Origin of the sequence: Pseudomonas sp. DSV-1, assembly GCF_035830915.1 — a bacterium.
Classification (GTDB): domain Bacteria; phylum Pseudomonadota; class Gammaproteobacteria; order Pseudomonadales; family Pseudomonadaceae; genus Aquipseudomonas.
In genome coordinates this window covers 2,879,864-2,905,158 of sequence record NZ_JAYMYG010000001.1, presented here as the reverse complement: position 1 = coordinate 2,905,158, position 25,295 = coordinate 2,879,864, and the positions used below count along the sequence as shown (strand labels likewise).

Sequence of the window (25,295 nt, the reverse complement as noted above, 5' to 3'; positions counted from 1 at the left end):
CGGTTCAGCCCACCAGGGACCCGGCGATCTTGAAGGTTTCGATAAACAGGTCGCTGAGTTTGCGCAAGATCCAGTGACCGGCAAACATCAGCATGCCCAGGGTGATCAGCAGGCGCGGCAGAAAGCTGAGCATCTGTTCGTTGATCTGGGTCGCGGCCTGAAACACGCTCACCAGCAGGCCTCCGAGCAGGCTGGGCACCACCAGTACGCAGACAATCAGGCCCGTGATCAATACGGCGTGGCCCACCAGGCCCACGGCGACTTCAGGCGTCATCATCACGAACCTCCAAAGGGCTGGATGCTGCTGGCCAGGGTGCCCATCAACAGGGCCCAGCCATCCACCAACACGAACACCATGAGCTTGAAGGGCAGTGAAATCATCATGGGTGAGAGCATCATCATGCCCATTGCCATCAAGACACTGGCGACCACCAGGTCAATCACCAGAAACGGCAGAAAGATCATGAACCCCAGCTGGAATGCGGCTTTCACCTCACTGAGCACAAAAGACGGCAGCAGCAGGGAGAAGTCGAGGTCCTCAAGGTTTTCGGGCAATGTTTCGTTGGCCAGCGCCACCATGGTCTCCAGGGAGGCCTTGTTGGTTTGTGCGAGCATAAAACCGCTGATGCTCTTTTTGGCCACGTCCAGGCCCTGATCCATGGTGATCTGATCGTTCTGGAACGGCTGGTAGGCATCGTGGTAGACCTCCTGCCACACCGGGCGCATGACCAGCATGGTCAGGCACAGCGCGATGCCGATCAGAATCTGGTTGGGCGGGCTCTGCTGCAGGCCCAGGGCCTGGCGCAGGATGGCCAGCACGATGATGAAGCGCGTAAAGCTGGTCATCATCATCAACATGGCCGGCAAGAAACCCAGCAGCGTCATCATCACCAGGATTTGCAGCTTGATGCTCAGTTCCTGGCCGTTTTCACCGTCATTGAGGCTGAACAGCGAGATCTCGCCGTTGGCCGCCAGGGCCCATTGCGGTACACACGCCACGAGCATGACCAGAATGCAGAACGCGGCTGGCTTGATCAGTTTCATAACGCCAGGTCACTCAGGCTGGAGCCGTTGAGTTCCACAATCCGCAGGCCGTAGTTGCCATGCACCACGACCACTTCGGCCTTGGCAAACAGGGCGCCGTTGACCTTGACGTCCAGCGGCGCGCCAGCCAGCTTGTCCAGGGCAATCACACTGCTGGCGTCAACGTCCATCAGCTCGCGCAGGGTAATTTCCGTTGAGGCCACTTCCAGGGTGACGGTGACCGGAATCTTGCCGAAAAACTTCAAGTCCTGATGGGGCAGGGGAGCCGCTTCAGGGGGGCTGGGCGCAGGCGCGAGGTCGTCGTCAAAGGCAGGCAGCGTGTCATTGAGAAGGTTGTCGAAGTCGGAATCGGAGATGGAGGTGTTCATTGGCTGTTAACACTGTCGAGAGAGGTTAAAAACAAGGCGCCGTCATCTTCGGAAATGGCCCCGTGAAACAATTTTTGCTGCTTGATATGCACTTCACAGCGCTCCAGCAAACGCACCATCAGGATGTCGTCCACTTGCAACGCCAGCACCTTGCCCAGGGGCATGTGTGCCCGTGCCAGCACGCAGTCCAGGTGTACCGGCAATTCGACGATGGGGTACCCGGCGCCGTCGGACTGGGACGAGGGCTGGTCATCGCTCAGGCGGCGCGTCAGCTCATCGACGGCATGGGCATCCAGAGACAGGAACACTGACGACACCAACTGGGTGGCGGTGCTGCAAAACACGAACTGGATGCAGTAGGCCCAGTGAATCTCTTCATAGGTGCTCACCGAACTGTCGACCGTGCCCAAGGGGATGTCCCCCATCAGGATGCGGGCGCAAATGGTCGAGACATCGACACCCAGCCGCGTACGCATACGGTGTTCCGACGAACTGACCGGCGGCTCGTCCTGGGCAGGGGGGGTGGAGCCACCGTAGTAACTTTCCAGCAACTCGCTTAATAACGGGCGCTCGATACTGAAACCGATTTTGCCGATAGCGGTCATGTACCTGCATTGCGGATCCGGTTGTTGTGTTTCATGGACAACCACTTCCAGCAGATCGCTGTTGATTCGATAGGTACTTAAAAAGTAATCGCTCAGTGCCTTTGGGTATTTGCCTGCCAGCTCTTTTATATAAATAGGTACTTTGTGATAGTACCGGCCCAGTTTTTCGGGCTTTAAAAACAACAGGTCGTCTGCGGGCACCTGATGTTGAACTTTTCTATAACCAGTCATAGTGAAAAGATCGTTCCTGGAAGTTGTAGCGCGCATCCTTTTGTTTCTCGTGTCTGCCTGGAAGGGGCAGGTGATTCGTTTCCTGGAATCGAGAAGCAGACATCCGCTGCCTGCTGGGGTCGGGGAGCGCCTGGCTGGTGGCGAGTATAGGAACCCGGGTAGAAATTCCTAAATCAAAAACTGTCAAATCGCCGTTTGATAAGGATCAGGACGATTTGATGGTTAATGATTTCAGTTTTGTCGCGACCTTGCCTACAGTTCGACCGGTCACAGGAACGTGAGTCTTTACAGGCTGCTTGAGTGCAGTCAGCACCCGAAACGAACACGCACAGGTATCGCACCGTCATGAACACTTCCCCACGCCGGGTGCCCGCATTCATGCCGACAGACACATGCGATCCAAACCGCAGGTATACACGGTGAGACCGGTTATTAATTCGTATAGTCATCCCGCTACGGCCTCGTTTGAGCCCCGCGCCGAACACCCTCCCGTTATTGTGGTGGGTCACCCGGACAATAAAGGGTATTCAATACTGGTCGACAGTTTGTCTGAACAACATTGTCCTGTGATCTGTGTTGAAAGTTATAGTCAGTTGCACACGCAAGTGTTCAATCAAACCACCCTGGTGTTTGTGTTTGTCAGCGGCTTTTCAGTTCAACTGTTAAATGCCGAGACTGAAAACCTTATTCGTCACGCCCGCCACATAAGTATTGTTCCGGTTGTCGAGTACGCCGAGCAGGAACGTGCAACGGCGCTGCTTGAAAGAGGGTGCGTGGACTACCTGCTGGCGCCGTTCAGTGCCACCCAGATCAAGGCGTTGTTGCAGCGGCATGCGGCGGCGGCCAGTGCCCAGGAAAGCTTTGTGTCGTGTTCGGCAGCGGGGCGCCGTCTGCTGGCGATGGCCCAGCGGGTGGCCGTGACCCGTGCGCCGATCCTGATTACCGGTGAAACCGGCACCGGCAAAGAGATGATGGCGCGCTACATTCACCGTTTTGCCTCCGGCGACAATGCCCCGTTTGTGGCCGTCAATTGCGCGGCCATCCCCGAGCAAATGCTCGAATCCCTGCTGTTCGGTCATGAGCGCGGCGCCTTTACCGGCGCGGTGACGGCCCAGTGCGGCAAGTTTGAAATGGCCAATGGCGGCACCTTGCTGCTGGACGAGATCGGCGAGTTGCCCCTGGGCCTGCAGGCCAAACTGTTGCGCGTGTTGCAGGAACAGCGCGTGGAGCGTCTGGGCGGGCACAAGGAAATCGCCCTGGACGTGCGCATTATTGCTGCAACCAACCGCGACCTGAGCGAAGAGGTGGCCCAGGGGCGGTTCCGCGCCGACCTGATGTTTCGTCTGGACGTGCTGCCGCTGCACATCAGCCCGTTGCGCGAGCGTCAGGACGATGTGCTGGCCCTGGCCCACCGTTTTATCCGCCAGTACGCCCCCCAGGAAGATGCCGATGGCCTGCTCACCGAACAGGCCTGCCAGGCGCTCTTGCAACATGACTGGCCGGGCAATGTGCGCGAACTGGAAAACACCCTGCAACGGGCGCTGATCCTGCGCAAAGGGCTGTTCATCCAGCCGCAGGATCTGGGTCTGGCCGCCACGGCTGCCTGCGCCAGCCCGCTGCCGATGCTGGACGTCGAGCCCGGTGACGGCAAGGCCGCGTTGCGGGCCACCGGCAAGTGGGCTGAATACCAGCATGTGCTGGACACCATCCGCAAATTCGATGGCCATAAAAGCAAGGCGGCGCACAGCCTGGGCATGACTCCCCGCGCCTTGCGATATCGACTGAGTGCCATGCGCGAACAAGGAATATCGATGCCGGCTTTCTGAGTCTGTCTGTTCACCTTCACCCGATATTCCAACCCCCAGTGGAGCAATACCCATGAGTTCGATTTTGAGTGTCCAGCAAAACATGCTGGGCCAGATGGAGCAGGCCAAAGGCCTGGCACAAAACCCGATGATTGCGCCGGCAGCGCTGTTCGACCAGGTCCAGGCCGGCGGAATCGGCGCGGCGTTCGAGCAGGCCATGCGTTCGGTAGACGCCCAGCAGCATGTGGCGGGCAAGGCGATGGCCGACGTCGACAGTGGCCGCAGCGATGACCTGGCCGGGGCGATGATCGAAAGCCAGAAAGCCAGTGTGGCATTCAGTGCCCTGCTGCAAGTGCGCAACAAATTGACCACGGCATTTGATGACGTGATGAGAATGCCGCTGTAACCCACCAGTGAGTGCTGAACGTGCTGCAAACAATCAACGATAAACTCAAGCCGCTGCTTGGCGGGGTCAAGCTTGACCCGCGTCTGGGGCTGGGGCTTATGGCCGGGCTGGCAGGCCTGCTGGCCCTCGCCGTGGTGTTTTACCTGTGGCGCGATCAAGGCGCCATGCGCTCGCTGTACGGTGCCGGGGAAGCGTACCCCGCGGCCGACGTGATGCAGGTGCTCGATGCCGACAAGATCGCCTATCAGCTGCACCCCCAGAGCGGGCAGATTCTGGTGCGCGAAGCCGACCTGGGCCGTGCGCGCATGCTGCTCAGTGCCAAGGGCGTGCAGGTCGCCGTGCCCGCCGGGTATGACCTGTTCGACAAGGACGAGCCGCTGGGCACCAGCCAGTTTGTCCAGGACGTGCGCCTCAAGCGCAGCCTGGAAGGTGAGCTGGCGCGCACCATCATGGCCCTCAAGGGCATCGACAATGCCCGGGTACATCTGGCCCTGCAGGAAAGCAGCTCGTTTGTGGTAAGCAACCGTGAGCCGGCCAAGGCTTCGGTGATGTTGCAGATGAGCCCGGGGGCCAAACTGACGCCCGAGCAGGTGGGCGCCATCGTCAACCTGGTGGCCAACAGTGTGCCCAAGCTGCAAGGCAAGGATGTAAGCGTTGTCGACCAGTACGGTGCCCTGTTGTCCCGCGGGCTCAACACCAGTGGCGCCCCGGCGCAGAGCTGGCAATTGGTCGAGGAGTACCAGCAGAAAACCTCGGGCAATGTCGAACAGGTGCTTGCCCCCATTCTGGGCCACGGCAACTACCGCATCAGCGTCACGGCCGATATCGACTTCAGCCAGAAAGAAGAAACCGTTCAGGCTTTTGGCGACACCCCGCGCCTGCACAATGAGGTGTTGCAGGATGAAAGCGTGCTGGACCAGCTGGCCCTGGGTGTTCCGGGCTCGCTGAGCAATCGGCCGCTGGCACCGCCCGCCAAACCGGCGCCGGGCACTGCGGCCAACACGACCACGACAACCGACAAGGGGGCGACATCGATCCGCAAGGAGTCCAATCGCAAGCTCGATTACGACCAGAGCGTCACCCACGTCAAGTACTCGCCGTTCAGTCTGCGCAGCCAGAGCATTGCCGTGGTCTTGAACGGCACTGCCGAGGCAGACGGCGGCTGGTCGCCGCAAGCCCGCGCCGACCTGGAAACCATGCTCAAGAGCGCGGTGGGCTTTAACAGCAGTCGCGGCGATGTGCTGACCCTGAGTGTCTTCCCGTTTGCCGCGGCTGACATGTCAATCGAGCAACCGCTCTGGTGGCAGGATGACAAGCTGCATGAGTTGATCAAAATGGGTTTGTTTGGCCTGATCAGCCTGTTGTTGCTGCTGATGGTGGTGCGCCCGGCACTGTCTCGCCTTATGGGCCGCAAGGAGCAAGTGCCGATGGCAGATGCCGAGCTGACGCTGGGCAACGAGCATGATCTGCCGTCAATCGCCCAGAGCAAGGAAGACAGTGGTCGGGTGTCGGTACTGGGCGGATTGAATCCGCTGTCTGAAATTTGTCTCCCGGCGCCGGGTTCGGGACTGGAACTGCAAATCGAGCATTTGCAGATGTTGGCTAAAAACGACCCCGAACGCGTGTCGGAAGTGATCAAACAGTGGATAGGCCGCAATGAAAACCATCTCAACCCCTCCCTCTGATGCCCAGCATGCGCTTAATGCCCGCTCGGCGCAGAGCCGCACCATGAACTCACTTGAGCAAGCCTCGATCCTGATGCTGAGCATGGGTGACAGTGTTTCGGCGGGGGTGCTGCGTCACTTTTCCCGCGAGGAAATCGTACTGATCAGCCAGGCGATGGCGCGCCTGAGCAACGTCAAACAGCCGATGGTTTCCGAGGTGATCAGCCGCTTTTTCGACGATTACAAAGAGCAAAGCAGCATCAAGGGCGCTTCGCGCAGCTACCTGTCGGGCATGCTGGGCAAGGCCCTGGGCAGCGACATTACCCGCAGCCTGCTGGACAGCATCTACGGTGAGGAAATCCGCGCCAAGATGGTCAAGCTCGAATGGGTCGACCCCAAGCAGTTCGCCACCCTGATTGCCAAGGAACATGCGCAGATGCAAGCGGTGTTCCTGGCCTTCCTGCCGCCGGGCATGGCTGGCGAAGTGCTGGAGAGCATGCCGACCTGGCGTCAGGACGAGTTGCTGTACCGCATCGCCAACCTCAGTGAGATCAACGGCGATGTGATCAAGGAGCTGGAACAACTGATCGACCGCAGCCTGTCAGTGCTCTCGACCCAGGGCTCGCAAGTGCGCGGGGTCAAGCAGGCGGCTGACATCCTCAACCGTTACAAGGGCGACCGCGACCAGATGTTCGAGCTGTTGCGTGCCCAGGACACCTCCCTGGTGGAGCGTATCGAAGATGAGATGTATGACTTCTTTATCCTCTCGCGCCAGAGTGAGGAAGTGTTGCAGGCATTGTTGGAGGCCATCCCCCTGAGCGAGTGGGTGGTGGCCCTCAAGGGCGCGGAGCCTGCCCTGGTCAAGGCGATCCAGAGCGCCATGCCCCGTCGGCAGACGCAGCAGATGGAAGCATTGAACCGTCGACAGGGCCCGGTGCCCATGAGTCGGGTCGAGCAGGTACGCAAAGAAATCATGGCCGTGGTGCGGGAGTTGGCAACCGAAGGCGGCCTTGCGGTGCAGCTGTTCCGTGAACAGACCGTAGAGTGAGGAAGGCCCTGTGTCGATCAAAGTAGTGAAAGGCAAGACTCGAGACTGGCGCCCCTACCGTTTCCCTCCGTTACCGGAGGCCCTGGCGCCGGAGTGGAAAAACGATCCGATTGCCTTGCAGCGCGCCATCGCCGATGGCTTTCAGGAAGGCAATGAAAAGGGCTATCTGGAAGGCCTTGCCCAGGGCGAGGAACATGGCCGCCAGCAAGGTTATGACGCTGGCCGGGAACAGGGCTTCAAGGAAGGACTGGAGCAGGGCCGCCAGCAGGGGCGTGAGTCTTTCGACCTGGCCAGTGCGCCGCTGGAAGCCATCAACCGGCAACTGCAGAGCTTTTTGGCGGCTTTTGAAAACAGCCGTCGCCAGGAGCTGCTGGCCTTGGTCAAAAAGGTCGCGGAGCAGGTGATTCGCTGCGAACTGACCCTGAACCCGACCCAATTGCTGACCCTGGCAGAAGAGGCCCTGTCGGCCATGCCGCTGGAGGCCGTGAACGTGCATATCAACCTGCATCCCCAGGAGTTTGCGCGGATCAAGGACCTGGTGCCCGAGCGTGCGGCAAGCTGGCGGCTGGTGGCGAACGAAACGCTGGCGCTGGGGGAGTGCCGCATCGTGACGCCCCAGGCCGAAGTCGACGTGGGCTGCCAGCAGCGCCTGGATGCTTGCGTGACGACCTTGTCCGAGCACATGAACCTGAGCGAGGAATAGGTCGTGTTCAAACCTTTTGTACTGGATGAGGCGCTGCGCTCACTGGATACCGTGCAACTGGCCAAGGTCAGCGGGCGGCTGGTGCGCATGTCCGGCATTCTGCTCGAAAGCCTGGGTTGCCAGCAGGTGACCGGGCAACGGTGCTATGTGGAGCAGGCCGACGGGGAGATGCTGGATGCCCAGGTGGTGGGCTTCAATCGTGATATCACCTACCTGATGCCGTTCAAAAAGCCGGTGGGCCTGAGTTCGGGGTCGCGGGTGTTTGCCGCCAGGCAGGAAGAGGCCCTGCACATCGACGAGTCATGGCTGGGCCGCGTGGTCAACGGTTTGGGCGAGCCGATGGACGAGCTGGGCAAGCTCGGCGGGCGCGACACCCTGCACGTCGAGTTGCCCAAGGTCAACCCGCTCAAGCGCCAACCGGTGAGCGAGCCGCTGGACGTGGGTGTGCGGGCGATCAATGGCCTGCTGACCCTGGGCAAGGGCCAGCGCGTGGGGCTGTTTGCCGGCAGCGGGGTGGGCAAGAGCGTGTTGCTGGGCATGATCACCCGCCAGACCGAAGCACAGGTGGTGGTGGTCGGCCTGATTGGCGAGCGGGGCCGCGAGGTGCAGGAGTTTATCCAGCACTCCCTGGGCCCTGAAGGCCTGCGCAAGGCCGTGGTGGTCGTGGCCCCGGCCAATGAGTCGCCGTTGATGCGGCTCAAGGCCGCCGAGTTGTGCCACAGCATTGCGGCGTATTACCGCGACCAGGGCAAGCACGTGCTGCTGTTGATCGACTCCCTGACCCGCTATGCCATGGCCCAGCGTGAAATCGCCCTGGCCCTGGGCGAACCTCCGGCCACCAAGGGCTATCCGCCTTCGGTCTTCGGCATGCTGCCGGAGCTGGTCGAGAGTGCCGGCAACGGTGAAAGCAGCAGTGGCAGCCTGAGTGCGATCTACACAGTACTGGCCGAAGGCGATGATCATCAGGACCCGATCGTGGACTGTGCCCGGGCCATTCTCGACGGCCATATCGTGCTGTCGCGCAAGCTGGCGGATGTGGGGCACTACCCGGCGATCGACGTGGCGGCCTCGGTGAGTCGTTGTATGAGTCAGGTGGCCGGGCGCCAACACCTGGGGGCGGCCCGCACGTTCAAGGAATACAGCAGCACCTATGAGGGCATCAAGGACCTGATCCCGTTGGGGGGGTACACCCCGGGGATGGATCCGGTCACGGACCGTGCGGTCAAGCTGGCACCCAATATCGAGCGGTTCCTGCGTCAGGATGTCGGGGTCGGCGCACCGTTGAACCTGTGCATCGACACGTTGCAGAGCATCGTCAAATGACCGGTCGTAAAGCAACGCTGCTTAGGTGTGGGAGCGGGCAAGCCCGCTCCCACAGAAGCAAAAATCGCTTGAGTGAACGGGGCATGCAGCCATGAAAAACCGTATCAATATCCTTAACCGCCTGGCCCAATTGCGCGGTGTCCAGGCGCGCCAGGTCATGGGCCGGGTCGGGTATCAGCAGAACCTGTGCGACCGCTATCGCAACAACATTGCCGGGCTGACCCGACTGTGCGGCTTTACCAGTGCCACGACCACACCCTTGCAGCGCCACAACCAGCAGCAGTACAAGGCGACGTTGCATGCCATGATCAATTTGCAGGTGCGCGAGCTGAAACTGGCCGAACAGACCCTCAAGCGCATCCAGGACGAGTTGCAGCACGTGGTGCGCCAGGAGAAGGTGCTGGTCCAGGTCATCGAGGACAAGATGCGTGTCTGGCAGGCGACCCTGACGCAACAGGAACAGAAAATCCAGGACGGTCTGGCGAGTCAGAACTGGTGGCGCAACAAGGCGCAGGAAGTCTTTTGCTGATTTTTGCCTTTTGCCCTTAAGCGGTTCGCCAAAGGGTCGCCTTTACACCGTATTACCCCGTTCTGGAACCCATCATGGAAATCACTCGACAGCCTGTTATCAGCATCAGCCAGCCATCCGAGCTTGCCGCGTCCGGCAGCAGCGAGCGCAGCACGGGCGGTCCTGTGGCCCCGATCAGCGCACCGGCGCCGGTCAAGCCGGGTCTGGAGCGCATCCAGTCGGCGCTGGGGCAATTGCCGCACGTGGACCTGGGCAAGGTCGCGCAGCTCAAGGCCGCCCTGGCCGCCGGTGAGCTGAGCAGCGACAGCGCCACACTGGCCGGTGCCATGCTGACCTACCATCGGGGCGAGCGGTGAGCCAGCGCGAGCAACTGCTCAAGGTTGTCGAGCAGGATGTGCACGATGACCTGACAGGGTTTGCCTGGCTGCACGGGTGCATGAGCCGTCTGCAAGTGGCCTTGATGGCCCGCGAGTGTGACGCCATCACCACGGCCAATGAGCAGATCTCGGCGTTGATGGATGCCGCCGGTGCCCGTGCCCGGCGTCGCAGCCGGGTGCTAGAGGTGTTCCACCTGGGTTCCGACGCCCATGCGATGCAAAGCCTGATCGACCTGTACCCCCCCGATCGGCGCGCGACCCTGGCGCGGGCCTGGAAAACCCTGATCGTCAGTGTCGAGCGTTGCCGTGACCTGAATGAGCGCAACGGCAAGCTTTTGGCCATGCACAGCGAGATTTTCCAGCAGTTGGCCCGGCACGACGGCCCCCAGGTGTATTCCCCTTCGCTGTGACCCGGTGCGTGCCCAGCCAGCACCGGGTGCCTTCCCTCACTCATTAACTGCCACGTTGCCCCCAGGGGTTAATCAACTGTCCGTTCAGGTCGCCTTTAACAAACAGGCCCTGACGATTCAGCGTGGGCGTCAGGGCGGAAACGCACCTTCCACCCGGGGCTGAAAAGGCTCGTAGAGGGGAAGGAAAGCTTCTCGGTATTTTTATAAAAATCATTATAAATCAACAGGTTAAATGTTGGCATAGGCTTTGCTAGCTACCCTGTAGAGGAGAGATCAGACATGGCTATTGATACCAACTACATCCAGTCGCAGGCCAAGATTCTTGCTGAGTATGAAGTTCAGCGAGAACTCGCCCAGGCCAAACGCAATGAGACCAAATACAAGGCGCAGCTGGCGGCCGTGACGACTCTGGATACGGCTCTCAAGGCGCTGGGTTCGGCGGTCAAGGGGCTCAAGGGCACCGACAAGAGCATGTTGATCAACCAGGCGGTCTTCAGCAAGGAAGGCATGGCCAGTGCCACCCTCGGTCCCAGCGCCAGGGACGGCAGTTACCAGTTTTTTGTCGAGCAACTGGCCAGCCGGCATCAGGTTGCACTCGGTGGCCTGGGTTCCGATGCGGCGTCCAGCGGCACGTTCTACATCAAACAGAACGGCGAGGAATTTGCCGTGGACCTGAGTGCGGGCGACAGCAATGGCGACGGCAGCCTGTCCCAGGAAGAGCTGGCGGCGGCCATCAATGCCCACCCTGACAACAAGGGCGTAAAGGCCACGCTGGTACGCAGCAGCGGTGAAGTGACGATGGTGCTGAGTGCCGAGAAAACCGGTGAAGACAACCGCATCGAATTGCGCACCGACGCCACTGGCAGTGCCCTGGAAACCAGCCTGGGCAACCAGCAGGAACTGTCCAGGGGCCAGGACGCGATTGTGTACCTGGGGGCTGACGCCAGCGGCATGAGGTTGCAACAGGGCTCCAACACGTTCAAGGACATGATCGACGGCGTCAGCCTCACCTTCAGCAAGGTGCACCAGACCGGTGACGAGCCGCTGACCGTCGACATCAGCCGCGACCAGAGCGCCACCAACGGCAAGCTCAATGAGTTTATCTCGGCGATCAACGCCTTGTTCGCCACCTTCGACACCCTGACCTCGGCGGGCGGAGAAAAGGGCGGGCGCGGGCCGCTGGCGGGTGACTCGGGTATCCGTGCGGTCGAGTCGATGGTCAACACCGTGCTGCGTACCCCGTTCAACGGCATCACCCTGATGGAGTTCGGCATTCTGGCCGGCTCCGATGGCAAGTTGAAAGTCGACACCAAGGCGTTTGAAAAGATGCTCGACGCCAACCCGGATGCGTTTGAACAGCTCTTTTCCGGCAGGGGCAACCTGATCGACAGCCTGGACAAGAGCCTGGCGGTTTACACCAGTGCCAGCAGCGGAGCGATGAAGGCCCGCAAGGAAAATCTCAACAGCATGCTGCAGAAAGTCGAAGTCAAGTTCGACGAACTGGAGAACAAGTACCAGAACCACTACCAGCGTTACCTCAAGCAATACACCCAATTGGCGCAGGTCATGGCGTCGATGGAGCAAACCTTCAGCATGTTTGGATGATTATGAAAAATGAATGATAGCTATGACGGGTACCGCGCAGTCGACCTTGAGGTCCGCGTGTGTGCCGCTTCGCCGTATGAACTGGTGCTGGTGTTGTTCGATGGCCTGCTCGATGAGCTGAGCAGGGCACGGGGGCACATCGAGGCCAGCCATTACGAACTCAAGGGCCAATCCCTGGAAAAGTGCATGAACATTCTCACCGCACTCAACAGCACACTCGATTACGAGGAGGGCGGTGAGCTGGTGCAGGACCTGTCACGGCTTTACGACTACTGCCTGCACCGTCTGGTGGACGTCAGTGTGTCGCTGTCAGTTACCGGTATTGATGAGGTTGTGCATCTGTTGGGGCAGATTCGCGACGGCTGGGAAGGTATCAATGCTGCGCACCAATGATCTGCGTCGTCTGGATCGCCTGGGTCAGTTGCTCGGCGCAGCGCTGGCCAGTGAAGACTGGACGCGCATTGGCGAAATCGACTTGCTGATCCGCGAGGGCCTGCAGCGTTTGAGTGTCGCCGGTGAGCTGGACGCAGAGTTGCAGGCGCGCCTGGAACCCCTCAAGGCCCTGCATGCCCAGGCGTTGCACGCCTGCACGCGAGAATGCCAGCGTGTGGGCAGCCTGTTGGGTCGTCACACCGAGCATGGGGAAGGACGTCGCGCCTATTCCCTGCTCGACAGCGTGCAGGGGGAGGACTAGTCATGGACATGTCCTTGTCGCTGCTCGGCGGGATCGGGGCCGCTTTTGATACCCGTAGCCTGCCTGTCGAGGACGCCCTGGTGGTGGGCGATCTGATGCCGTTGCTGTACGTGGAGGCGCAACCCGAACTCGATCCGCCCTTGCCGTTGCCTGAATTACCCGCTGCATTGATCGTCACCGAGGCACCGCCCGAGGCTGAAACTGTGGCCGAAACCGAGGCGCAGGCGGGGCCGACAGCCGAGCTGCAACAGGACCCGGTCGTGGACCCGCAGCAGTGGTTGAGCATGATGCTGAGCCAGCAGAGCGCCCAGGTACAGGTCCGGGAGGTTGCTGCACCGGCGGTGCAAGCCGTGTCCGGTGAGCGGTTGCTGGCCCGCATGGCGCCACACACCGCCCAGGAACCGGCTGCCGTCAGGGATTCAGGCAGGATGGCGCCGGTATCCGGGCCGGCCCGCACCAGCGGCGAGCTGCCTGTCGACGGGGTGGCAATGGTGCTGGACAAGCGCGAAGCCCCCGCAGTGCGAATGGTCATGCCCGTTGTGAGTACCGCCAGTGAAGGCGTGCCGCTGGCCGTTGCCGCCACGCTCGAGGCGTTGCCGGGCACCGAGGGGGCTGCTGCACCTGCGCCATCGACGCCGGGCCCCCCCACTTCTGGTCCGGTACTGGAGCGCGGGCTCAAGCTGGCAGAACCGCCGGCCCGCTGGGGCGAGCAAATGCTCCATGCCCTGCGTGAAACCGTCGAGGTTCAGGTCCAGCAACGTTTTCAGCAGGCCACGATTCGTCTGGACCCGCCTGAGCTGGGCAGCCTGGAAATTTTCATCAGCCATGAATCCGGCCGCCTGAGCGTGCATATCTCGGCTGCCCAGACCGATGTTGCCCGGTTGCTGGCGTCAACCAGCGAACGGTTGCGCCAGGAACTGGTGGAGCAGAACAGCCTTCAGGTGAACGTGCAGGTGTCCAGCGACTCCCAGGGGCATTCGTCCCGCGACCAGGGCCGATCAGCCCGTGAATCGGCCATTGCCGATGCCCGGCAGGATGGGCAGGCGCCCGCAGATACACCCATGCAGCGCGACAACGGCGTGCTGGTGACCGTTTGACCCCAGGCGCCGTTGTACGGCCAAACCGAAACTGAACTCCAAGTGGATTGAACCTTTTCATGTCGATGTCACGCGTCATTTTATTATTAGTTGGGCTGAACACGGTGATCACCGTGGGTGCAGTGGTGGGGGGCTATCTGTACCTGCGCCCGATGATCAACGGTACGCCTGCCGGGGTGGCGCAGCCGGGCAGCGACCTGGCGTTTTACCCGATCGAAAAAGTCATCGTGAACCTGCTGGGGCATGGGCGTGAGCGCTATGTCGTGCTTGATCTGGCCCTGCAAGCGGACACCAGGCTAAAAGCTGACACCCTCAAGCAGATCGAACCGCTGGTGCGTCATTCAGTGATCAGTTCGTTGTCTCAGCTTACGTTTGAGGAGTTGCGTCAGCTGGGCATCGATCAGGTGCAGGGCCGGATCGAGACCCGGTTGCGAGAAGACTTTGCCAGCAAGGGTCTGACAGCACCGTTCAGCGGTGCGCTGGTCAGCAAGTTGCTGGTGCAGTAACCCCGCCATGAACAATCACAGTTTGCTCGATCATGGCTCCAGTGGCGCAGACCACTGCCCGCAAACCCTGCCCCCGGATGTTGAGCAGCACTGGATCCTGAGTTACCTGCCGCTGGTCAAGCGCATTGTCAATCAGCTGTCGTTGCAGGCCAGCCAGGTGCTGGACCGTGAGGACATGGAGCAGATTGGCCTGATGGGCCTGCTGCAGGGGTTGCGTCGCTACGGCATCCCGGACGAACAGTTTGGGCGCTTTGCCGCACTGCGGGTGCGCGGGGCGATTCTGGATGAACTGCGCCGCCTGGACTGGCGCCCCCGGCAAGTCCGTCAGCAGGCGCACAAAGTGCGCGACACCCTGCGCAGCCTGACCCGTCAACTGGGGCGCGTCCCCCGTGACGAAGAGGTGCTCAAGGCCACCGGATTGAACGAAGCACAGTATCAAGGCTACTTGCAGGCAGAAGCAGCAGAGGCCATCGAAAGCCTCGATGCCTTGCTCAGTAATGGCGGTCAGGACTTTCAACATTCAGGTCGCGGTGTTGAGGAACGTGTGCTCAGCGAGCGCCTGTTGACTCAGGCACTGGACCAACTCAACGAGCGTGAGCGTCTGGTGCTGACGCTTTATTACCAGCATGAGTTGAGCCTCAAGGAAATCGGCCTGGTACTCGACATCAGCGATGCCAGGGTTTGCCAGCTCAGTAAGCAGGCGATCGAGAAGGCTCACCATTTTTTAACCAAGAGTAATGTGACGTGCAGAAAATTTTAGGTGCAATCATCATCCTCGGCTGCGTGCTGGGGGGATTTGCCGTGGCGGGTGGCTCACTGAAAGTGCTGTGGCAGCCCTCCGAGTTGTTGATCGTCGTGGGTGCTGCATTCGGTAGCCTGATCATCGGCAACCCCAAGGAAGTCCTGATTGAAATGTGGCATCAGACCAAGGGCATTTTTTCTTTCCAGCACCGCGGCGAACAGTTCCAGCGCGAGCTGTTGATGCTGCTCTACGAGTTGATGGAAACCGTTGAAATAGGGGGGCTCAAGGCGCTGGATGCGCACATCGAGGAGCCTGAGCAAAGCGATCTTTTCAGCAAGTACCCGTTGATCCTCCGGGAAAAAAACCTGATGGCGTTTATTGCCGACAACTTCCGGCTGATGGCGATGGGCAAGATCAGCGCCCATGAGATGGAAGGCTTTCTGGAGCAAGAACTGGACGCCATGCATGAAGCCCTGCTGCTGCCGTCCCGTTCGCTGTTCAAGGTGGGTGAAGCCATGCCCGGTTTCGGGATTCTGGCCGCCATTCTCGGCATCATTATCACCATGGACAGCATCGGCGGTTCGGTCGCCGAAATCGGTGCCCATGTGGCGGCGGCACTGGTGGGTACCTTCCTGGGGATCTTCTTCTGCTACTGCCTGATGGAGCCCTTGAGCAATGCGATGGCCCAGCGTATTCGTACCGAAATGTCGGCGCTTGAATGCGTGCGAACCACACTGGTTGCGCACCTGGCGGGCAAGCCGACGCTGCTGGCCGTAGACGCCGGACGCAAACTGATCGAGCAGGACGTCAAGCCGACTTTCAAGCGCCTGGAAGACTGGGTGACCGCTTACGAGGAACGGGCCAATGAGACGAGCTAGCGAGCAGGGCGAGCAGATCATCATCAAGCGCCGCAGCAAACGCGGGCATGAGGTGCTGCACAGCGGTGCCTGGAAGGTCGCGTTTGCGGACTTCACCCTGGCCATGATGGCCTTGTTCATGGTGCTGTGGATCATTCAGCCCCAGGCCGATGAAGAGCGGATGGCGCTCCGGGGGGAGGGTTATGACACCGTGTTTGAAGGAGGGGCCGGTATTTTCGACGGTGCAAGTGTAGTGCCGCTGGAAAACCCTGTGGCCCAGGAGATCGAACAGATCAAGTCCGAGGCCCAGCAGACCCTGGCACAGGCACAACCATTGGCGCCAGACCCAGCAGCATCGCTTGGGGCCGAGCACTATGAATCTGCGGCTGATATGCAGGAGCTGGCCAGGCTGATGAAACTGTTCGCCGAGCGTGCGGATGCGCTGGCCAATATCGAGGTGCAAGTGGTGCCTCAGGGGCTGCGGATTCTGATCAAGGATGATGCTTCTCGCTCTATGTTCGAGCGGAGCAGCGCCAGCATCAACCCGCACTTTCGTACCCTGCTGGGGGCTTTGGCGCAAGAACTGGCCAAGATCGACAACAAGCTGATCATCAGCGGCCATACCGATGCCACGCCGTATCGCGGCAAGCGCGACTATGACAACTGGAACCTGTCCGGCGAGCGTGCCTTGCAGGCCAGGGGAGTGATGGTCGCCGCGGGCTTGCCGGCCAAGGGCGTGTTGCAGGTTTCGGCCCAGGCCGATGGCATGCCCCTGCGCCCTGAAGAGCCGCAAAGCGGCGTTAACCGGCGTATCGAACTGCTGTTGCTGACGCGTCAGGCTGAAGCGCTGTACCGCCAGTTGTTTGCTGACGGCCATGCGCGATACGCGCCGGGCGATGTTGATTACATCCAGCCAGCAGCGGCTCGTGGGGTTAACTAGAAGGGTGATTGATTGCGCGGCAGGAAGCCGCGCAGGCGGTATGTGCGGGGGCTCAGTTCACGCAGTCGCGCAGGCGTGCATCACTGATGCTCTGAATGTCGTCTCGGCGCAGCTTGAGCACATGGTGCTGGCCCGATTGCAGGGAGCAATAGATCTGATACTCGCCATCGGCGCTGCCAACGATTGCCAGTTCGACCGGTTGATCACTCAGCTGGATCATGCGTTCGCTGAGCGCACGGGTCGTTCTGATCAGTTCCTTGACTTGCGGCTCCTGCTGATCGACGTACATCACGGTATTGGTTCCGACTTTCTGCATGCTGGCATAGAGCTCAGGCGACGGCAGGGCAAAAAAGTAACCGGCAACCGCCACGGCAATCGCGGTGATGGCCATGAACCGACGGCGCACGGCGGACAGTGCCCGTGCAGGTGCTGCAGAAGGTTGTTCAGGTGCCTGCACGGTTGCCTGGGGGGCTTGCGGTGTTGCACTTGCCAGCCTGCTGTGTTCAATGATGAAGGTCGGATTCAGGCGGTAGCCGCGACGCGGCACGGTCTGGATGATCTGCAGGTTTTTCTCGTCACCCAGGATCTTGCGCAGGGTATAGACCTGCTGGTTGAGGCTGCCGGGGCCGACCACACGGTCTGACCAGGCATAGGCAACGAGGGTGTCGCGGTCGATTACTTGCCCGGGCTCCTGCAGCAGTCGCTCAAGCAGGCGGCCACCGGAGAATCCCAATTCAACAGTGCGTTGATCTTCATCCTTGAACAATGTCAGCGTGTATAGCACCGGGCAGAATAAAGCATGTTGCTGGCTGTGACCGGTCTTCATATTCGCAGAAAGAGTGTTCATTCAGAGGCGTCACCATGCAAGGGAGCGCGATTCTACGCCCCGATCTTCTTTGGCTCATGTAGGGCGTTTCCGAATTTAATCTAAGATATATCGGTACCATCCTCTTTCCGCCTCTTTTGATCATGCCGGGGATTGCTGGCCGTGTGCGGATGTCCCATTGGCAGGTTGATCGGTGCCCATTATGTTTGCCCCCAAAAAAAACGCCCCCGAAGCGATTCGGGGGCGTTTTTGTCCACGCGTCCTGCCTTGGGTCTTAGCCGATCAAGGACATGACCATGCCTGGCATTTGCCCGGTTTGCTTGAGCATCGAAATGCCGGACTGCATCAGCATGGAGTTCTTGCTCATCATCGCGCTTTCGCTGGCGAAGTCGGCGTCCATGATGCGGCCACGGGCCATGTCGGTGTTGTCCTTGACGTTGGACAGGTTGTTGGAGGTGTGGTTGAGACGGTTGATGTTGGCACCGAACTGGCCGCGCAGTTCACCCACGCTGTTCAGGGCATCGCTCAATGCAGTGATCTGGGCGTTGGCCGCAGTGCTGGTGGCGATTTCAGTACCGGCTGTCGGGGTAGCACCGTAGCTTGAAGACAAGGCGCCCAGCTCAGTACCCAGGCCGCTGGATTGGGTCGACAGGTCAAGGTCGAGGGTCTCTGCGGCGCTGGCGCCGATCTGGAACGCTACGGCAGAACCGAATTTGCCGGTGGTGCCGTCACTGCCAAAGAGTTTTTCGCCGGCATACGACGTGTTCTCCATGATGTTGTGCATTTCTTTGCCCAACTCGTCGTACTCGGCCTGCATCGAGGTGCGGTCGGCGTCGCTGTTGGTTCCGTTGGCAGACTGGGTGGCGAGGTCTTTCATGCGCTGCATGATGTCGGTCAATTCATTGAGCGCACCGTCAGCAGTTTGCAGCAGCGAGGAAGCGTCGCTGACGTTGCGCAGGGCCACGGCCATGCCTTTGGACTGGGCATTCATGCGGGTAGCGATCTGCAGGCCAGCGGCATCGTCAGATGCCGAGTTGATACGCAGGCCGGTGCCCAGGCGCTGCTGGTTGACGGCCAGGGCGTTGTTGGTCTTGTTCAGGTTGGTCTGGGTCAACAGCGAGGAGTAGTTGGTGTGGATAGTCAAAGCCATGATCGAAATTCCCGGTGAGCATTGAGTGTTTAAAATTAAGTGCGGTGCATGTTTTCTTGCCCGCTGACACTAAAAGGCGACCGATTATTCGGTCGGCTTAAGCCGTATGGCCGGTATTTGTTCGGGCTGATGAACGGAGCAGCTGGCTTTGTCGAGCTCAAAAAAAAACGCCCCCGAAGTGATTCGGGGGCGTTTTTGTTCACGCGTCCTGCCTTGGGTCTTAGCCGATCAAGGACATGACCATGCCTGGCATTTGCCCGGTTTGCTTGAGCATCGAAATGCCGGACTGCATCAACATGGAGTTCTTGCTCATCATCGCGCTTTCGCTGGCGAAGTCGGCATCCATGATGCGGCCACGGGCCATTTCGGTGTTGTCCTTGACGTTGGACAGGTTGTTGGAGGTGTGGTTGAGACGGTTGATGTTGGCACCGAACTGGCCGCGCAGTTCACCCACGCTGTTCAGGGCATCGCTCAATGCAGTGATCTGGGCGTTGGCCGCAGTGCTGGTGGCGATTTCAGTACCGGCTGTCGGGGTAGCACCGTAGCTTGAAGACAAGGCGCCCAGCTCAGTACCCAGGCCGCTGGATTGGGTCGACAGGTCAAGGTCGAGGGTCTCTGCGGCGCTGGCGCCGATCTGGAACGCTACGGCAGAACCGAATTTGCCGGTGGTGCCGTCACTGCCAAAGAGTTTTTCGCCGGCGTACGAGGTGTTCTCCATGATGTTGTGCATTTCTTTGCCCAACTCGTCGTACTCGGCCTGCATCGAGGTGCGGTCGGCGTCGCTGTTGGTTCCGTTGGCAGACTGGGTGGCGAGGTCTTTCATGCGCTGCATGATGTCGGTCAATTCGTTGAGCGCACCGTCAGCAGTTTGCAGCAGCGAGGAAGCGTCGCTGACGTTGCGCAGGGCCACGGCCATGCCTTTGGACTGGGCATTCATGCGGGTAGCGATCTGCAGGCCGGCGGCATCGTCAGATGCCGAGTTGATGCGCAGGCCGGTGCCCAGGCGCTGCTGGTTGACGGCCAGGGCGTTGTTGGTCTTGTTCAGGTTGGTCTGGGTCAACAGCGAGGAGTAGTTGGTGTGGATAGTCAAAGCCATGATCGAAATTCCCGGTGAGCATTGAGTGTTGAAATTGTGGCGGTGCAGTTTGTTCTGCCCGCTGACACTCAAAGGGCGACCGATGATTCGAAGCGATTAAATCCCCTGGAAAATTATTTTCCTGCTGACCCAAAAGTGCTGCTGACCTTGCCGCTGCCGATCACTTTGGCCTCGATGATTTTGCCGCTGGCGATGTTCCTGACCCTGATCACCATGCCCAGGCGTCCGTCCTGCTGAGCCTCGCCCGCGGTGCTGGCATGAATGTCACCCTGGTTGGCCACCACCGTCACGCGTTCGCCACGGCGTACCAGCCAGGGCGCAACCAGCATGTCCCGGGTCAGCACTTGCTGGCTGCGGGTGCGCCGCTTGGCGCTGAGGCCGACCACCTCATCCACCTTGTTGAACAGCCCGGCGCTCTGGCGGGTCACCGGCACTTCCTGGTAGTCGAGCATGGCCCGGGTGATGAGTTGCCCGCGCTCAATGATCTGTGCGGCGGCCACGGCCCGGATATACACCGTGGCCTGACTGGTGACTTCAACCGACCACCGGGGTGCATCGCACGTGAGGGTCAGGCGCAGGCGGCCATAGCCTTTCCAGTCATGCCCGCTGCTGCCTGTGTGTAGTGGCTGTTCGCAGGGGGCGGTGGGTGCGTCCTCGGGCAGGGCAAAGACCTTGTGGGTCAGGCGCGGCTCCTGCCAGCCCTGGTCTGCGGCTTTGTCTGTCAGGTGCAGGGTGAAGTACTGCCCAACGGCCTGATCGATTTGCCGGTCAAGGGTCTCGTCGGCCACCGTCGCGGAACAGGCCAGCAACAGCAGGGCACCGATGGGCGCCCAAGGGGAAATAGGCCTTCCTCCTGGTGGCCCCTTCGATGCCTGAAGCGGAAGCAAAGCGGCCGCAAACACTCTTCTTGTTTTCATTTAACTTCTTTTAAATCAGCAGGTTACATGCGTTTTTTGAAGTGGGCACGCTTCCTGCAATTACTTGCGGGCAAGAGGCATGACCTCAACTTCAATCAATGGTACAGGCAATGAGTATAAGGATAGATGACGCGCTCGGTGTGCATACCCGTGCGCTCGGGCTGCATATGAAACGCACCGAAATACTGGCCGCCAACCTGGCCAACGAAGACACCCCGGGGTTCAAGGCCCGGGATCTGGACTTCGCCGCAGAAATGGGCCGCAACGCGTCATCTTCCGGTCAGGGCCCGCAGGCCCGCCTGCAATACCGCGTACCGGCGCAGACAGCGCAAGACGGCAACACCGTGGAGTTGAGTGTCGAGCAGGCCGCCTTCGCCAAGAGCACGTCGGACTACCAGACCAGCCTGACCTTTCTCAACATGAAATTTCGAGGCCTCAAGCAGGCCATCGAAGGACGCTGAACACTATGGCTTTTGACTCCATCTACCAGATTGCCGGCTCTGCGATGAATGCCCAGACCGTGCGCCTGAACACCGTGGCCAGCAACCTGGCCAACGTGGATTCGGCCGCAGGCACCGCCAAGGATGTTTATCAGGCTCGCAAGCCGGTGTTTGCCGCGGTTTACGAAAACAACCAGTTGAACCGTGGCGCTGGCATGGGCGGCGCCCATGTGCAGGTCATGGATGTGGTGACGGCGGGGCGCGAAGCGATAAAGCGCCATGAACCCGACCATCCCCTGGCTGATCGCGCCGGCAATGTGTACTACCCGGACATCAGCGAAATCGAAGAAATGACCGACATGATGTCCGCCACCCGCAGTTTTGAAACCGGGGTGGAAGTTCTCAACCGCATCAAGAGCATGCAGCAAGGCCTGCTCAAATTGGGAGAAGCCTGATGAGCGCAGTGAACAATGACAACGTCACCCCGGGCGGTGGCGGTCAACAAGGCCCCAAATCCAACGGTGCCGAAATGCAGAACACCTTCATTCAGTTGATGGTTGCGCAAATCAAGAACCAGGATCCCACCAAGCCGGTGGACAGCAGCGAGTTCCTCAGTCAGTTCGCCACCATGTCCCAGGTGCAAAGCCTGGAAAAGATGTCGGCACTGACCGAAAACAACATGGTGCTGCTGGAAAACCTGCAGTACCTGAGCGCCTCCACGCTGGTGGGCCAGATGGTCAAGGTGACGGTTGATGAGCTGAACATCACGGACAAACCGATCCAGGGCGAGGTGGCGCTGGAACACAGCGCTTCGGACCTGGTGGTGGTGCTGACCGATGCCAACGGGATCAAGACTGAAATCCCGTTGCCTCCCGGCGAGCCGGGACGCGTCGGTTTTGAAATTGACCCGCAGGCCCTGGGCCTCAAGCCGGGCAAATACGATATCGAGGTCAAATCCAGCAGCGGTGAAAGCCTGAGGGTTGAAGTCAAGGGCAAGGTCAGCAGCGTGCGCCTGGGCGGTGACGGGCCGGTGCTCGCCATTGAGGGAGTGGGTGATGTGCCGTTCTACAAGATCACCGAGTTCAGTGAACCCACGCCCTTAACCAGCTTTCTGCCACGCAGTGGCTCCAACCCGTTCCAGCGCTCTCTCAGTCAATTTGCACAAGGCCAACGTTCATGAGTTTCAATATTGCACTGACCGGCCTCAATGCCGTGTCCCAGCAACTCAACAGCATCAGTAATAACATCGCCAACTCCGGCACCGTGGGTTTCAAATCCTCGCGTACCGAGTTTGGCAGCCTGTACTCCGGCACCCAGGCGATGGGCGTCGGGGTACTGGGCCACACCCAAAGCATGGGCCTGGGCGGCTCGCACTTTGCGACGGGCAACAACCTCAACCTGGCGATCTCCGAAAGCGGTTTCTTCATAACCCGCAGCGCCAGCGGTGATATCAACTACACCCGCGCCGGTGCCTTTGGCAAAGACCGCGACAACAACCTGGTAGATGCCAGCGGCCAATTTTTGCAAGGTTACCCGGTCGATGCTGCGGGCAATCTGCAGGTGGGTGTGGTGGGCGATCTGCGCCTGCAAAGCGGCAATCTGGGGGCCAAGGCCACGGACAAGATCGATTTTGCAGTCAACCTGGACGCCAACAAGGAGGTGGTTTCGGTCACGCCATTCGACCCGACCAACCTCAGCAGCTACACCAGCACTCAAACCACGCCGGTATTCGATTCCCAGGGCAAGCAGCATTCGCTGACCCAGTATTTCGTCAAGACCGGGGACAACACCTGGGAGACCCATTACTACGTGGGCAACACGGCGGTGGGCGGCCCCGAGGCGATGACGTTCGATACCCGGGGCCAACTGAGCACCCCGGCGGGCCCGGTCAATATCAACTTCACGCTGCCGGGCGTGGAACCCATGAACATCAATGTCGACTACACCCGCAGCACCCAGAGCGCCTCTGACTTCGTGGTGAGCATCAACAACCCGAACGGTTATACCGCGGGTGAAAACACCGGTGTCACGGTGGAGAAGGACGGCAAGGTCTACGCCACCTACAGCAACGGTGAGCGGATGCTCCAAGGTCAGGTGGTGTTGGCCAACTTCATCAACCCCAATGGCCTGAAAAACGAGAACGCCACGCGCTGGAGCGCTACGGGGGAATCGGGCAACCCGTTGATCGGCACCCCGGGCACCGGCCTGTTTGGCGACCTGACGGCGGGCGCGCTGGAAAACTCCAACGTCGACATGACCCAGCAACTGGTCGGCCTGATGGAAGGCCAGCGTAACTACCAGGCCAACAGCAAGGTGCTGTCGACCAACAAAGAGCTGACCCAAGTGCTCTTCAACTCCATCTGAGGCTGACCCATGGATCGTTTGGGATACACGGCAATGACCGCTGCCAGCCGCACGATGACGGCTCTTGGCGTGCGCTCCAATAACCTGGCCAACGTCAACACTCCGGGCTTTCGCAGTGACCTGGAGCAGTCCGTCAGTGTGCCGGTGCAAGGTTATGGCTACGACAGTCGCCATCTGGCAATGGCCCAGGGCAATGGCGTGAACCTGGCCCCCGGTGCGCTCATGGCCACCGGTCGGGACATGGACTTTGCCGTCAAGGGCCCGGGCCTGATCGCGGTGCAGGGGCCGGACGGCGAAGCCTACACCCGCCACGGCAGCCTGCAGGTGGACGCCGACATGCAACTGACCATCAATGGCCGTGCAGTGCTGGGTGAGGGCGGGCCGATCGTGCTGCCCCAGTTCGACTCCATCCGCATTGCCAACGACGGACGTATTTCCGTGTTGCCCCGGGGTGAGCCGCAGATGGTCGAAGTCGACCAGATCAAGCTGGTGGATGTGCCCGCCGCTCAACTGAGCAAGGACAACGCCGGGCTGCTGGTGACCCGCGATGGCGTACCGGCTGCTACCGACGAGAACGTGCAACTGGCTTCGGGTTTTCTGGAAGCCAGCAACGTTTCGGCCATCGATGAGCTGGTGGGCACCATGAGCCTGAGCCGGTTGTTCGAGACCCAGGTAAAGATGATGAAAGCCGCCGAGGATTTGTCCACGGCGGGTAACAGCTTGATTCGCGCCAATTGATGCCTGACAGGAATTAACACATGAGCTCCGCACTCTGGATCAGCAAGACCGGCCTCGCCGCGCAAGACAAGGCGATGGCCACCGTGGCCAACAACCTGGCCAACGTCAACACCGTGGGTTTCAAAAGCGACCGCGTGGTGTTCGAGGATTTGTTCTACAGCATCGAAGTGCCGCCCGGCGCCCAGGCTGATGAAGTCAATACCGTGCCTACGGGCATTCAACTGGGCAGCGGCGTGCGGGTGGTGGGCACGCAAAAAGTCTTCACCGAGGGCAATGTCCAGACCACCGGCCAGCCGATGGACCTGGCCATCAGTGGCTCGGGCTTCTTCCAGATCGAAGGCCCCAACGGTGAGACGTACTACACCGAAAGCGGGCAGTTGCAGCTCAATGCCGAAGGCATGCTGGTCAACACCCAGGGCTTGCCGCTGACTCCGGCAATCCAGCTGCCGGTCGGGCACAAGAACTTTATGGTGGGCACCGACGGTATCGTCACCGCGGTATTGCCGGGCGGCACCGAGCCGGTGCAGCTGGGGCAGATCACCCTGGCCAACTTTGCCAACCCGTCAGGCCTGCAGGCCCTGGGCGGCAATCTGTATCAGGAAACCGTCGCCAGCGGTGTGCCGGTTGAAGGGGTTGCCGGTCAGGACGGCCTGGGGGTGATCAAGCAAGGTCAGCTGGAAGGGTCCAACGTCGAAGTGGTGGAAGCCATGGTCTCGATGATGGCTATCCAGCGCGCCTATGAAGCCAATGCCAAGGTACTGGACGCCTCGTCCGGTATGTTGCAGTTCCTCAACCAGACCGTCTGAGCAG

Annotated in this window: 31 protein-coding genes; 23 read left to right on the top strand and 8 right to left on the bottom strand. The window is 60.3% G+C overall.

Features of this window, described 5'->3' with window-relative positions; genetic code table 11:
- Positions 1 to 4: 4 nt before the first annotated feature.
- The 4 genes from VSQ83_RS13615 to VSQ83_RS13600 are packed head-to-tail and all read right to left on the bottom strand — an operon-like array spanning position 5 to position 2,248.
- A complete protein-coding gene (locus VSQ83_RS13615) occupies positions 5 to 277 on the bottom strand; it encodes a flagellar biosynthetic protein FliQ (protein WP_133079257.1) in 273 nt (90 codons plus the stop codon).
- Positions 277 to 1,005, bottom strand: a complete 729-nt coding sequence (gene fliP, locus VSQ83_RS13610) for a flagellar type III secretion system pore protein FliP (RefSeq protein ID WP_405046753.1) — start codon at positions 1,003 to 1,005, stop codon at positions 277 to 279. Before fliP ends, VSQ83_RS13615 begins: the two co-directional genes overlap by 1 nt.
- Before the next feature lie 35 nt (positions 1,006 to 1,040).
- On the bottom strand, positions 1,041 to 1,412 hold the full coding sequence (fliN, locus tag VSQ83_RS13605) for a flagellar motor switch protein FliN (protein WP_326427025.1): 372 nt from the start codon (positions 1,410 to 1,412) through the stop codon (positions 1,041 to 1,043).
- On the bottom strand, positions 1,409 to 2,248 hold the full coding sequence (locus VSQ83_RS13600; protein ID WP_326427024.1) for a FliM/FliN family flagellar motor C-terminal domain-containing protein: 840 nt from the start codon (positions 2,246 to 2,248) through the stop codon (positions 1,409 to 1,411). The genes fliN and VSQ83_RS13600 overlap by 4 nt, the downstream gene beginning before the upstream one ends.
- Positions 2,249 to 2,853: 605 nt before the next feature.
- Here VSQ83_RS13600 and VSQ83_RS13595 point away from each other — a divergent pair.
- The 17 genes from VSQ83_RS13595 to VSQ83_RS13515 all read left to right on the top strand — a co-directional run bounded on the left by VSQ83_RS13595 (position 2,854) and on the right by VSQ83_RS13515 (position 16,954).
- Entirely contained in the window at positions 2,854 to 4,074 is a 1,221-nt protein-coding gene (locus VSQ83_RS13595; RefSeq protein WP_326427023.1) for a sigma-54 interaction domain-containing protein, read from the top strand.
- A 52-nt stretch (positions 4,075 to 4,126) separates the two neighbouring features.
- Entirely contained in the window at positions 4,127 to 4,459 is a 333-nt protein-coding gene (locus tag VSQ83_RS13590) for a flagellar hook-basal body complex protein FliE (RefSeq protein ID WP_326427022.1), read from the top strand.
- A 20-nt stretch (positions 4,460 to 4,479) separates the two neighbouring features.
- Complete coding sequence (fliF, locus tag VSQ83_RS13585; protein WP_326427021.1) at positions 4,480 to 6,144, top strand: flagellar basal-body MS-ring/collar protein FliF; 1,665 nt, start codon at positions 4,480 to 4,482, stop codon at positions 6,142 to 6,144.
- Complete coding sequence (locus VSQ83_RS13580) at positions 6,116 to 7,171, top strand: FliG C-terminal domain-containing protein (RefSeq protein WP_442800229.1); 1,056 nt, start codon at positions 6,116 to 6,118, stop codon at positions 7,169 to 7,171. The genes fliF and VSQ83_RS13580 overlap by 29 nt, the downstream gene beginning before the upstream one ends.
- A gap of 10 nt (positions 7,172 to 7,181) precedes the next feature.
- Positions 7,182 to 7,874 carry a flagellar assembly protein FliH gene (fliH, locus tag VSQ83_RS13575; RefSeq protein ID WP_326427020.1) on the top strand — a complete coding sequence of 231 codons (693 nt, stop codon included), beginning with the start codon at positions 7,182 to 7,184 and terminating at the stop codon, positions 7,872 to 7,874.
- Positions 7,875 to 7,877: 3 nt separating this feature from the next.
- Positions 7,878 to 9,197: a flagellar protein export ATPase FliI gene (gene fliI / locus VSQ83_RS13570; protein WP_326427019.1), complete on the top strand. Its 1,320-nt coding sequence runs from the start codon at positions 7,878 to 7,880 to the stop codon at positions 9,195 to 9,197.
- A gap of 91 nt (positions 9,198 to 9,288) precedes the next feature.
- Positions 9,289 to 9,726, top strand: coding sequence for a flagellar FliJ family protein (locus tag VSQ83_RS13565; protein WP_326427018.1), 438 nt, complete (start codon positions 9,289 to 9,291; stop codon positions 9,724 to 9,726).
- Positions 9,727 to 9,800: 74 nt separating this feature from the next.
- Positions 9,801 to 10,082: a flagellar biosynthesis anti-sigma factor FlgM gene (locus VSQ83_RS13560; RefSeq protein WP_326427017.1), complete on the top strand. Its 282-nt coding sequence runs from the start codon at positions 9,801 to 9,803 to the stop codon at positions 10,080 to 10,082.
- On the top strand, positions 10,079 to 10,513 hold the full coding sequence (gene flgN, locus VSQ83_RS13555; RefSeq protein WP_326427016.1) for a flagellar export chaperone FlgN: 435 nt from the start codon (positions 10,079 to 10,081) through the stop codon (positions 10,511 to 10,513). Before VSQ83_RS13560 ends, flgN begins: the two co-directional genes overlap by 4 nt.
- A gap of 279 nt (positions 10,514 to 10,792) precedes the next feature.
- Complete coding sequence (gene fliD / locus VSQ83_RS13550) at positions 10,793 to 12,118, top strand: flagellar filament capping protein FliD (protein ID WP_326427015.1); 1,326 nt, start codon at positions 10,793 to 10,795, stop codon at positions 12,116 to 12,118.
- A 9-nt stretch (positions 12,119 to 12,127) separates the two neighbouring features.
- Entirely contained in the window at positions 12,128 to 12,511 is a 384-nt protein-coding gene (gene fliS / locus VSQ83_RS13545; RefSeq protein WP_326427014.1) for a flagellar export chaperone FliS, read from the top strand.
- The gene (locus VSQ83_RS13540; RefSeq protein ID WP_326427013.1) at positions 12,495 to 12,812 is read left to right on the top strand and encodes a hypothetical protein; all 318 of its coding nucleotides are present in this window, start codon (positions 12,495 to 12,497) and stop codon (positions 12,810 to 12,812) included. The genes fliS and VSQ83_RS13540 overlap by 17 nt, the downstream gene beginning before the upstream one ends.
- A gap of 2 nt (positions 12,813 to 12,814) precedes the next feature.
- Positions 12,815 to 13,909, top strand: a complete 1,095-nt coding sequence (locus tag VSQ83_RS13535; RefSeq protein WP_326427012.1) for a flagellar hook-length control protein FliK — start codon at positions 12,815 to 12,817, stop codon at positions 13,907 to 13,909.
- A gap of 59 nt (positions 13,910 to 13,968) precedes the next feature.
- Entirely contained in the window at positions 13,969 to 14,415 is a 447-nt protein-coding gene (locus VSQ83_RS13530; RefSeq protein ID WP_326427011.1) for a flagellar basal body-associated FliL family protein, read from the top strand.
- A 7-nt stretch (positions 14,416 to 14,422) separates the two neighbouring features.
- Positions 14,423 to 15,175, top strand: coding sequence for a FliA/WhiG family RNA polymerase sigma factor (locus tag VSQ83_RS13525; protein ID WP_326427010.1), 753 nt, complete (start codon positions 14,423 to 14,425; stop codon positions 15,173 to 15,175).
- Positions 15,160 to 16,035, top strand: a complete 876-nt coding sequence (gene motA, locus VSQ83_RS13520; protein WP_326427009.1) for a flagellar motor stator protein MotA — start codon at positions 15,160 to 15,162, stop codon at positions 16,033 to 16,035. The genes VSQ83_RS13525 and motA overlap by 16 nt, the downstream gene beginning before the upstream one ends.
- Positions 16,022 to 16,954: an OmpA family protein gene (locus VSQ83_RS13515; protein WP_326427008.1), complete on the top strand. Its 933-nt coding sequence runs from the start codon at positions 16,022 to 16,024 to the stop codon at positions 16,952 to 16,954. The genes motA and VSQ83_RS13515 overlap by 14 nt, the downstream gene beginning before the upstream one ends.
- 52 nt (positions 16,955 to 17,006) lie before the next feature.
- Here VSQ83_RS13515 and VSQ83_RS13510 read toward each other — a convergent pair whose 3' ends face one another.
- The 4 genes from VSQ83_RS13510 to flgA form a co-directional block, all read right to left on the bottom strand.
- A complete protein-coding gene (locus VSQ83_RS13510; protein ID WP_326427007.1) occupies positions 17,007 to 17,801 on the bottom strand; it encodes a winged helix-turn-helix domain-containing protein in 795 nt (264 codons plus the stop codon).
- Positions 17,802 to 18,054: 253 nt separating this feature from the next.
- Complete coding sequence (gene lafA / locus VSQ83_RS13505) at positions 18,055 to 18,930, bottom strand: lateral flagellin LafA (protein WP_326427006.1); 876 nt, start codon at positions 18,928 to 18,930, stop codon at positions 18,055 to 18,057.
- A gap of 220 nt (positions 18,931 to 19,150) precedes the next feature.
- The gene (lafA, locus tag VSQ83_RS13500) at positions 19,151 to 20,026 is read right to left on the bottom strand and encodes a lateral flagellin LafA (RefSeq protein WP_326427005.1); all 876 of its coding nucleotides are present in this window, start codon (positions 20,024 to 20,026) and stop codon (positions 19,151 to 19,153) included.
- 113 nt (positions 20,027 to 20,139) lie between these two features.
- Positions 20,140 to 20,943, bottom strand: coding sequence for a flagellar basal body P-ring formation chaperone FlgA (flgA, locus tag VSQ83_RS13495; RefSeq protein WP_326427004.1), 804 nt, complete (start codon positions 20,941 to 20,943; stop codon positions 20,140 to 20,142).
- A gap of 110 nt (positions 20,944 to 21,053) precedes the next feature.
- Between flgA and VSQ83_RS13490 the strand changes: the two genes are divergently transcribed.
- From VSQ83_RS13490 to flgG, 6 genes are read left to right on the top strand one after another with little or no spacing between them, the layout of a single operon-like run.
- Positions 21,054 to 21,404 (top strand): flagellar basal body protein, encoded by a 351-nt coding sequence (locus VSQ83_RS13490; RefSeq protein ID WP_326427003.1) that lies wholly within the window; start codon positions 21,054 to 21,056, stop codon positions 21,402 to 21,404.
- A 5-nt stretch (positions 21,405 to 21,409) separates the two neighbouring features.
- The gene (gene flgC, locus VSQ83_RS13485) at positions 21,410 to 21,838 is read left to right on the top strand and encodes a flagellar basal body rod protein FlgC (protein ID WP_326427002.1); all 429 of its coding nucleotides are present in this window, start codon (positions 21,410 to 21,412) and stop codon (positions 21,836 to 21,838) included.
- Positions 21,838 to 22,563, top strand: a complete 726-nt coding sequence (locus VSQ83_RS13480; protein ID WP_326427001.1) for a flagellar hook capping FlgD N-terminal domain-containing protein — start codon at positions 21,838 to 21,840, stop codon at positions 22,561 to 22,563. Before flgC ends, VSQ83_RS13480 begins: the two co-directional genes overlap by 1 nt.
- Positions 22,560 to 23,747, top strand: coding sequence for a flagellar hook protein FlgE (flgE, locus tag VSQ83_RS13475; RefSeq protein ID WP_326427000.1), 1,188 nt, complete (start codon positions 22,560 to 22,562; stop codon positions 23,745 to 23,747). The genes VSQ83_RS13480 and flgE overlap by 4 nt, the downstream gene beginning before the upstream one ends.
- Before the next feature lie 9 nt (positions 23,748 to 23,756).
- Complete coding sequence (locus tag VSQ83_RS13470; protein WP_326426999.1) at positions 23,757 to 24,485, top strand: flagellar basal body rod protein FlgF; 729 nt, start codon at positions 23,757 to 23,759, stop codon at positions 24,483 to 24,485.
- Between the two features lie 20 nt (positions 24,486 to 24,505).
- A complete protein-coding gene (gene flgG / locus VSQ83_RS13465; protein ID WP_326426998.1) occupies positions 24,506 to 25,291 on the top strand; it encodes a flagellar basal-body rod protein FlgG in 786 nt (261 codons plus the stop codon).
- Positions 25,292 to 25,295: the final 4 nt, after the last annotated feature.

Excerpts from the sequence above, each read along its gene's own strand:
- VSQ83_RS13615 (WP_133079257.1), bottom strand. The coding sequence starts at position 277 with ATGATGACGCCTGAAGTCGCCGTGGGCCTGGTGGGCCACGCCGTATTG.
- fliP (WP_405046753.1), bottom strand. The coding sequence starts at position 1,005 with ATGCTCGTGGCGTGTGTACCGCAATGGGCCCTGGCGGCCAACGGCGAG.
- fliN (WP_326427025.1), bottom strand. The coding sequence starts at position 1,412 with ATGAACACCTCCATCTCCGATTCCGACTTCGACAACCTTCTCAATGAC.
- VSQ83_RS13600 (WP_326427024.1), bottom strand. The coding sequence starts at position 2,248 with ATGACTGGTTATAGAAAAGTTCAACATCAGGTGCCCGCAGACGACCTG.
- VSQ83_RS13590 (WP_326427022.1), top strand. The coding sequence starts at position 4,127 with ATGAGTTCGATTTTGAGTGTCCAGCAAAACATGCTGGGCCAGATGGAG.
- VSQ83_RS13580 (WP_442800229.1), top strand. The coding sequence starts at position 6,116 with ATGAAAACCATCTCAACCCCTCCCTCTGATGCCCAGCATGCGCTTAAT.
- VSQ83_RS13565 (WP_326427018.1), top strand. The coding sequence starts at position 9,289 with ATGAAAAACCGTATCAATATCCTTAACCGCCTGGCCCAATTGCGCGGT.
- VSQ83_RS13560 (WP_326427017.1), top strand. The coding sequence starts at position 9,801 with ATGGAAATCACTCGACAGCCTGTTATCAGCATCAGCCAGCCATCCGAG.
- fliD (WP_326427015.1), top strand. The coding sequence starts at position 10,793 with ATGGCTATTGATACCAACTACATCCAGTCGCAGGCCAAGATTCTTGCT.
- fliS (WP_326427014.1), top strand. The coding sequence starts at position 12,128 with ATGAATGATAGCTATGACGGGTACCGCGCAGTCGACCTTGAGGTCCGC.
- VSQ83_RS13540 (WP_326427013.1), top strand. The coding sequence starts at position 12,495 with ATGCTGCGCACCAATGATCTGCGTCGTCTGGATCGCCTGGGTCAGTTG.
- VSQ83_RS13535 (WP_326427012.1), top strand. The coding sequence starts at position 12,815 with ATGGACATGTCCTTGTCGCTGCTCGGCGGGATCGGGGCCGCTTTTGAT.
- VSQ83_RS13530 (WP_326427011.1), top strand. The coding sequence starts at position 13,969 with ATGTCGATGTCACGCGTCATTTTATTATTAGTTGGGCTGAACACGGTG.
- VSQ83_RS13525 (WP_326427010.1), top strand. The coding sequence starts at position 14,423 with ATGAACAATCACAGTTTGCTCGATCATGGCTCCAGTGGCGCAGACCAC.
- VSQ83_RS13515 (WP_326427008.1), top strand. The coding sequence starts at position 16,022 with ATGAGACGAGCTAGCGAGCAGGGCGAGCAGATCATCATCAAGCGCCGC.
- VSQ83_RS13510 (WP_326427007.1), bottom strand. The coding sequence starts at position 17,801 with ATGAACACTCTTTCTGCGAATATGAAGACCGGTCACAGCCAGCAACAT.
- lafA (WP_326427006.1), bottom strand. The coding sequence starts at position 18,930 with ATGGCTTTGACTATCCACACCAACTACTCCTCGCTGTTGACCCAGACC.
- lafA (WP_326427005.1), bottom strand. The coding sequence starts at position 20,026 with ATGGCTTTGACTATCCACACCAACTACTCCTCGCTGTTGACCCAGACC.
- flgA (WP_326427004.1), bottom strand. The coding sequence starts at position 20,943 with ATGAAAACAAGAAGAGTGTTTGCGGCCGCTTTGCTTCCGCTTCAGGCA.
- VSQ83_RS13490 (WP_326427003.1), top strand. The coding sequence starts at position 21,054 with ATGAGTATAAGGATAGATGACGCGCTCGGTGTGCATACCCGTGCGCTC.
- flgC (WP_326427002.1), top strand. The coding sequence starts at position 21,410 with ATGGCTTTTGACTCCATCTACCAGATTGCCGGCTCTGCGATGAATGCC.
- VSQ83_RS13480 (WP_326427001.1), top strand. The coding sequence starts at position 21,838 with ATGAGCGCAGTGAACAATGACAACGTCACCCCGGGCGGTGGCGGTCAA.
- flgE (WP_326427000.1), top strand. The coding sequence starts at position 22,560 with ATGAGTTTCAATATTGCACTGACCGGCCTCAATGCCGTGTCCCAGCAA.
- VSQ83_RS13470 (WP_326426999.1), top strand. The coding sequence starts at position 23,757 with ATGGATCGTTTGGGATACACGGCAATGACCGCTGCCAGCCGCACGATG.
- flgG (WP_326426998.1), top strand. The coding sequence starts at position 24,506 with ATGAGCTCCGCACTCTGGATCAGCAAGACCGGCCTCGCCGCGCAAGAC.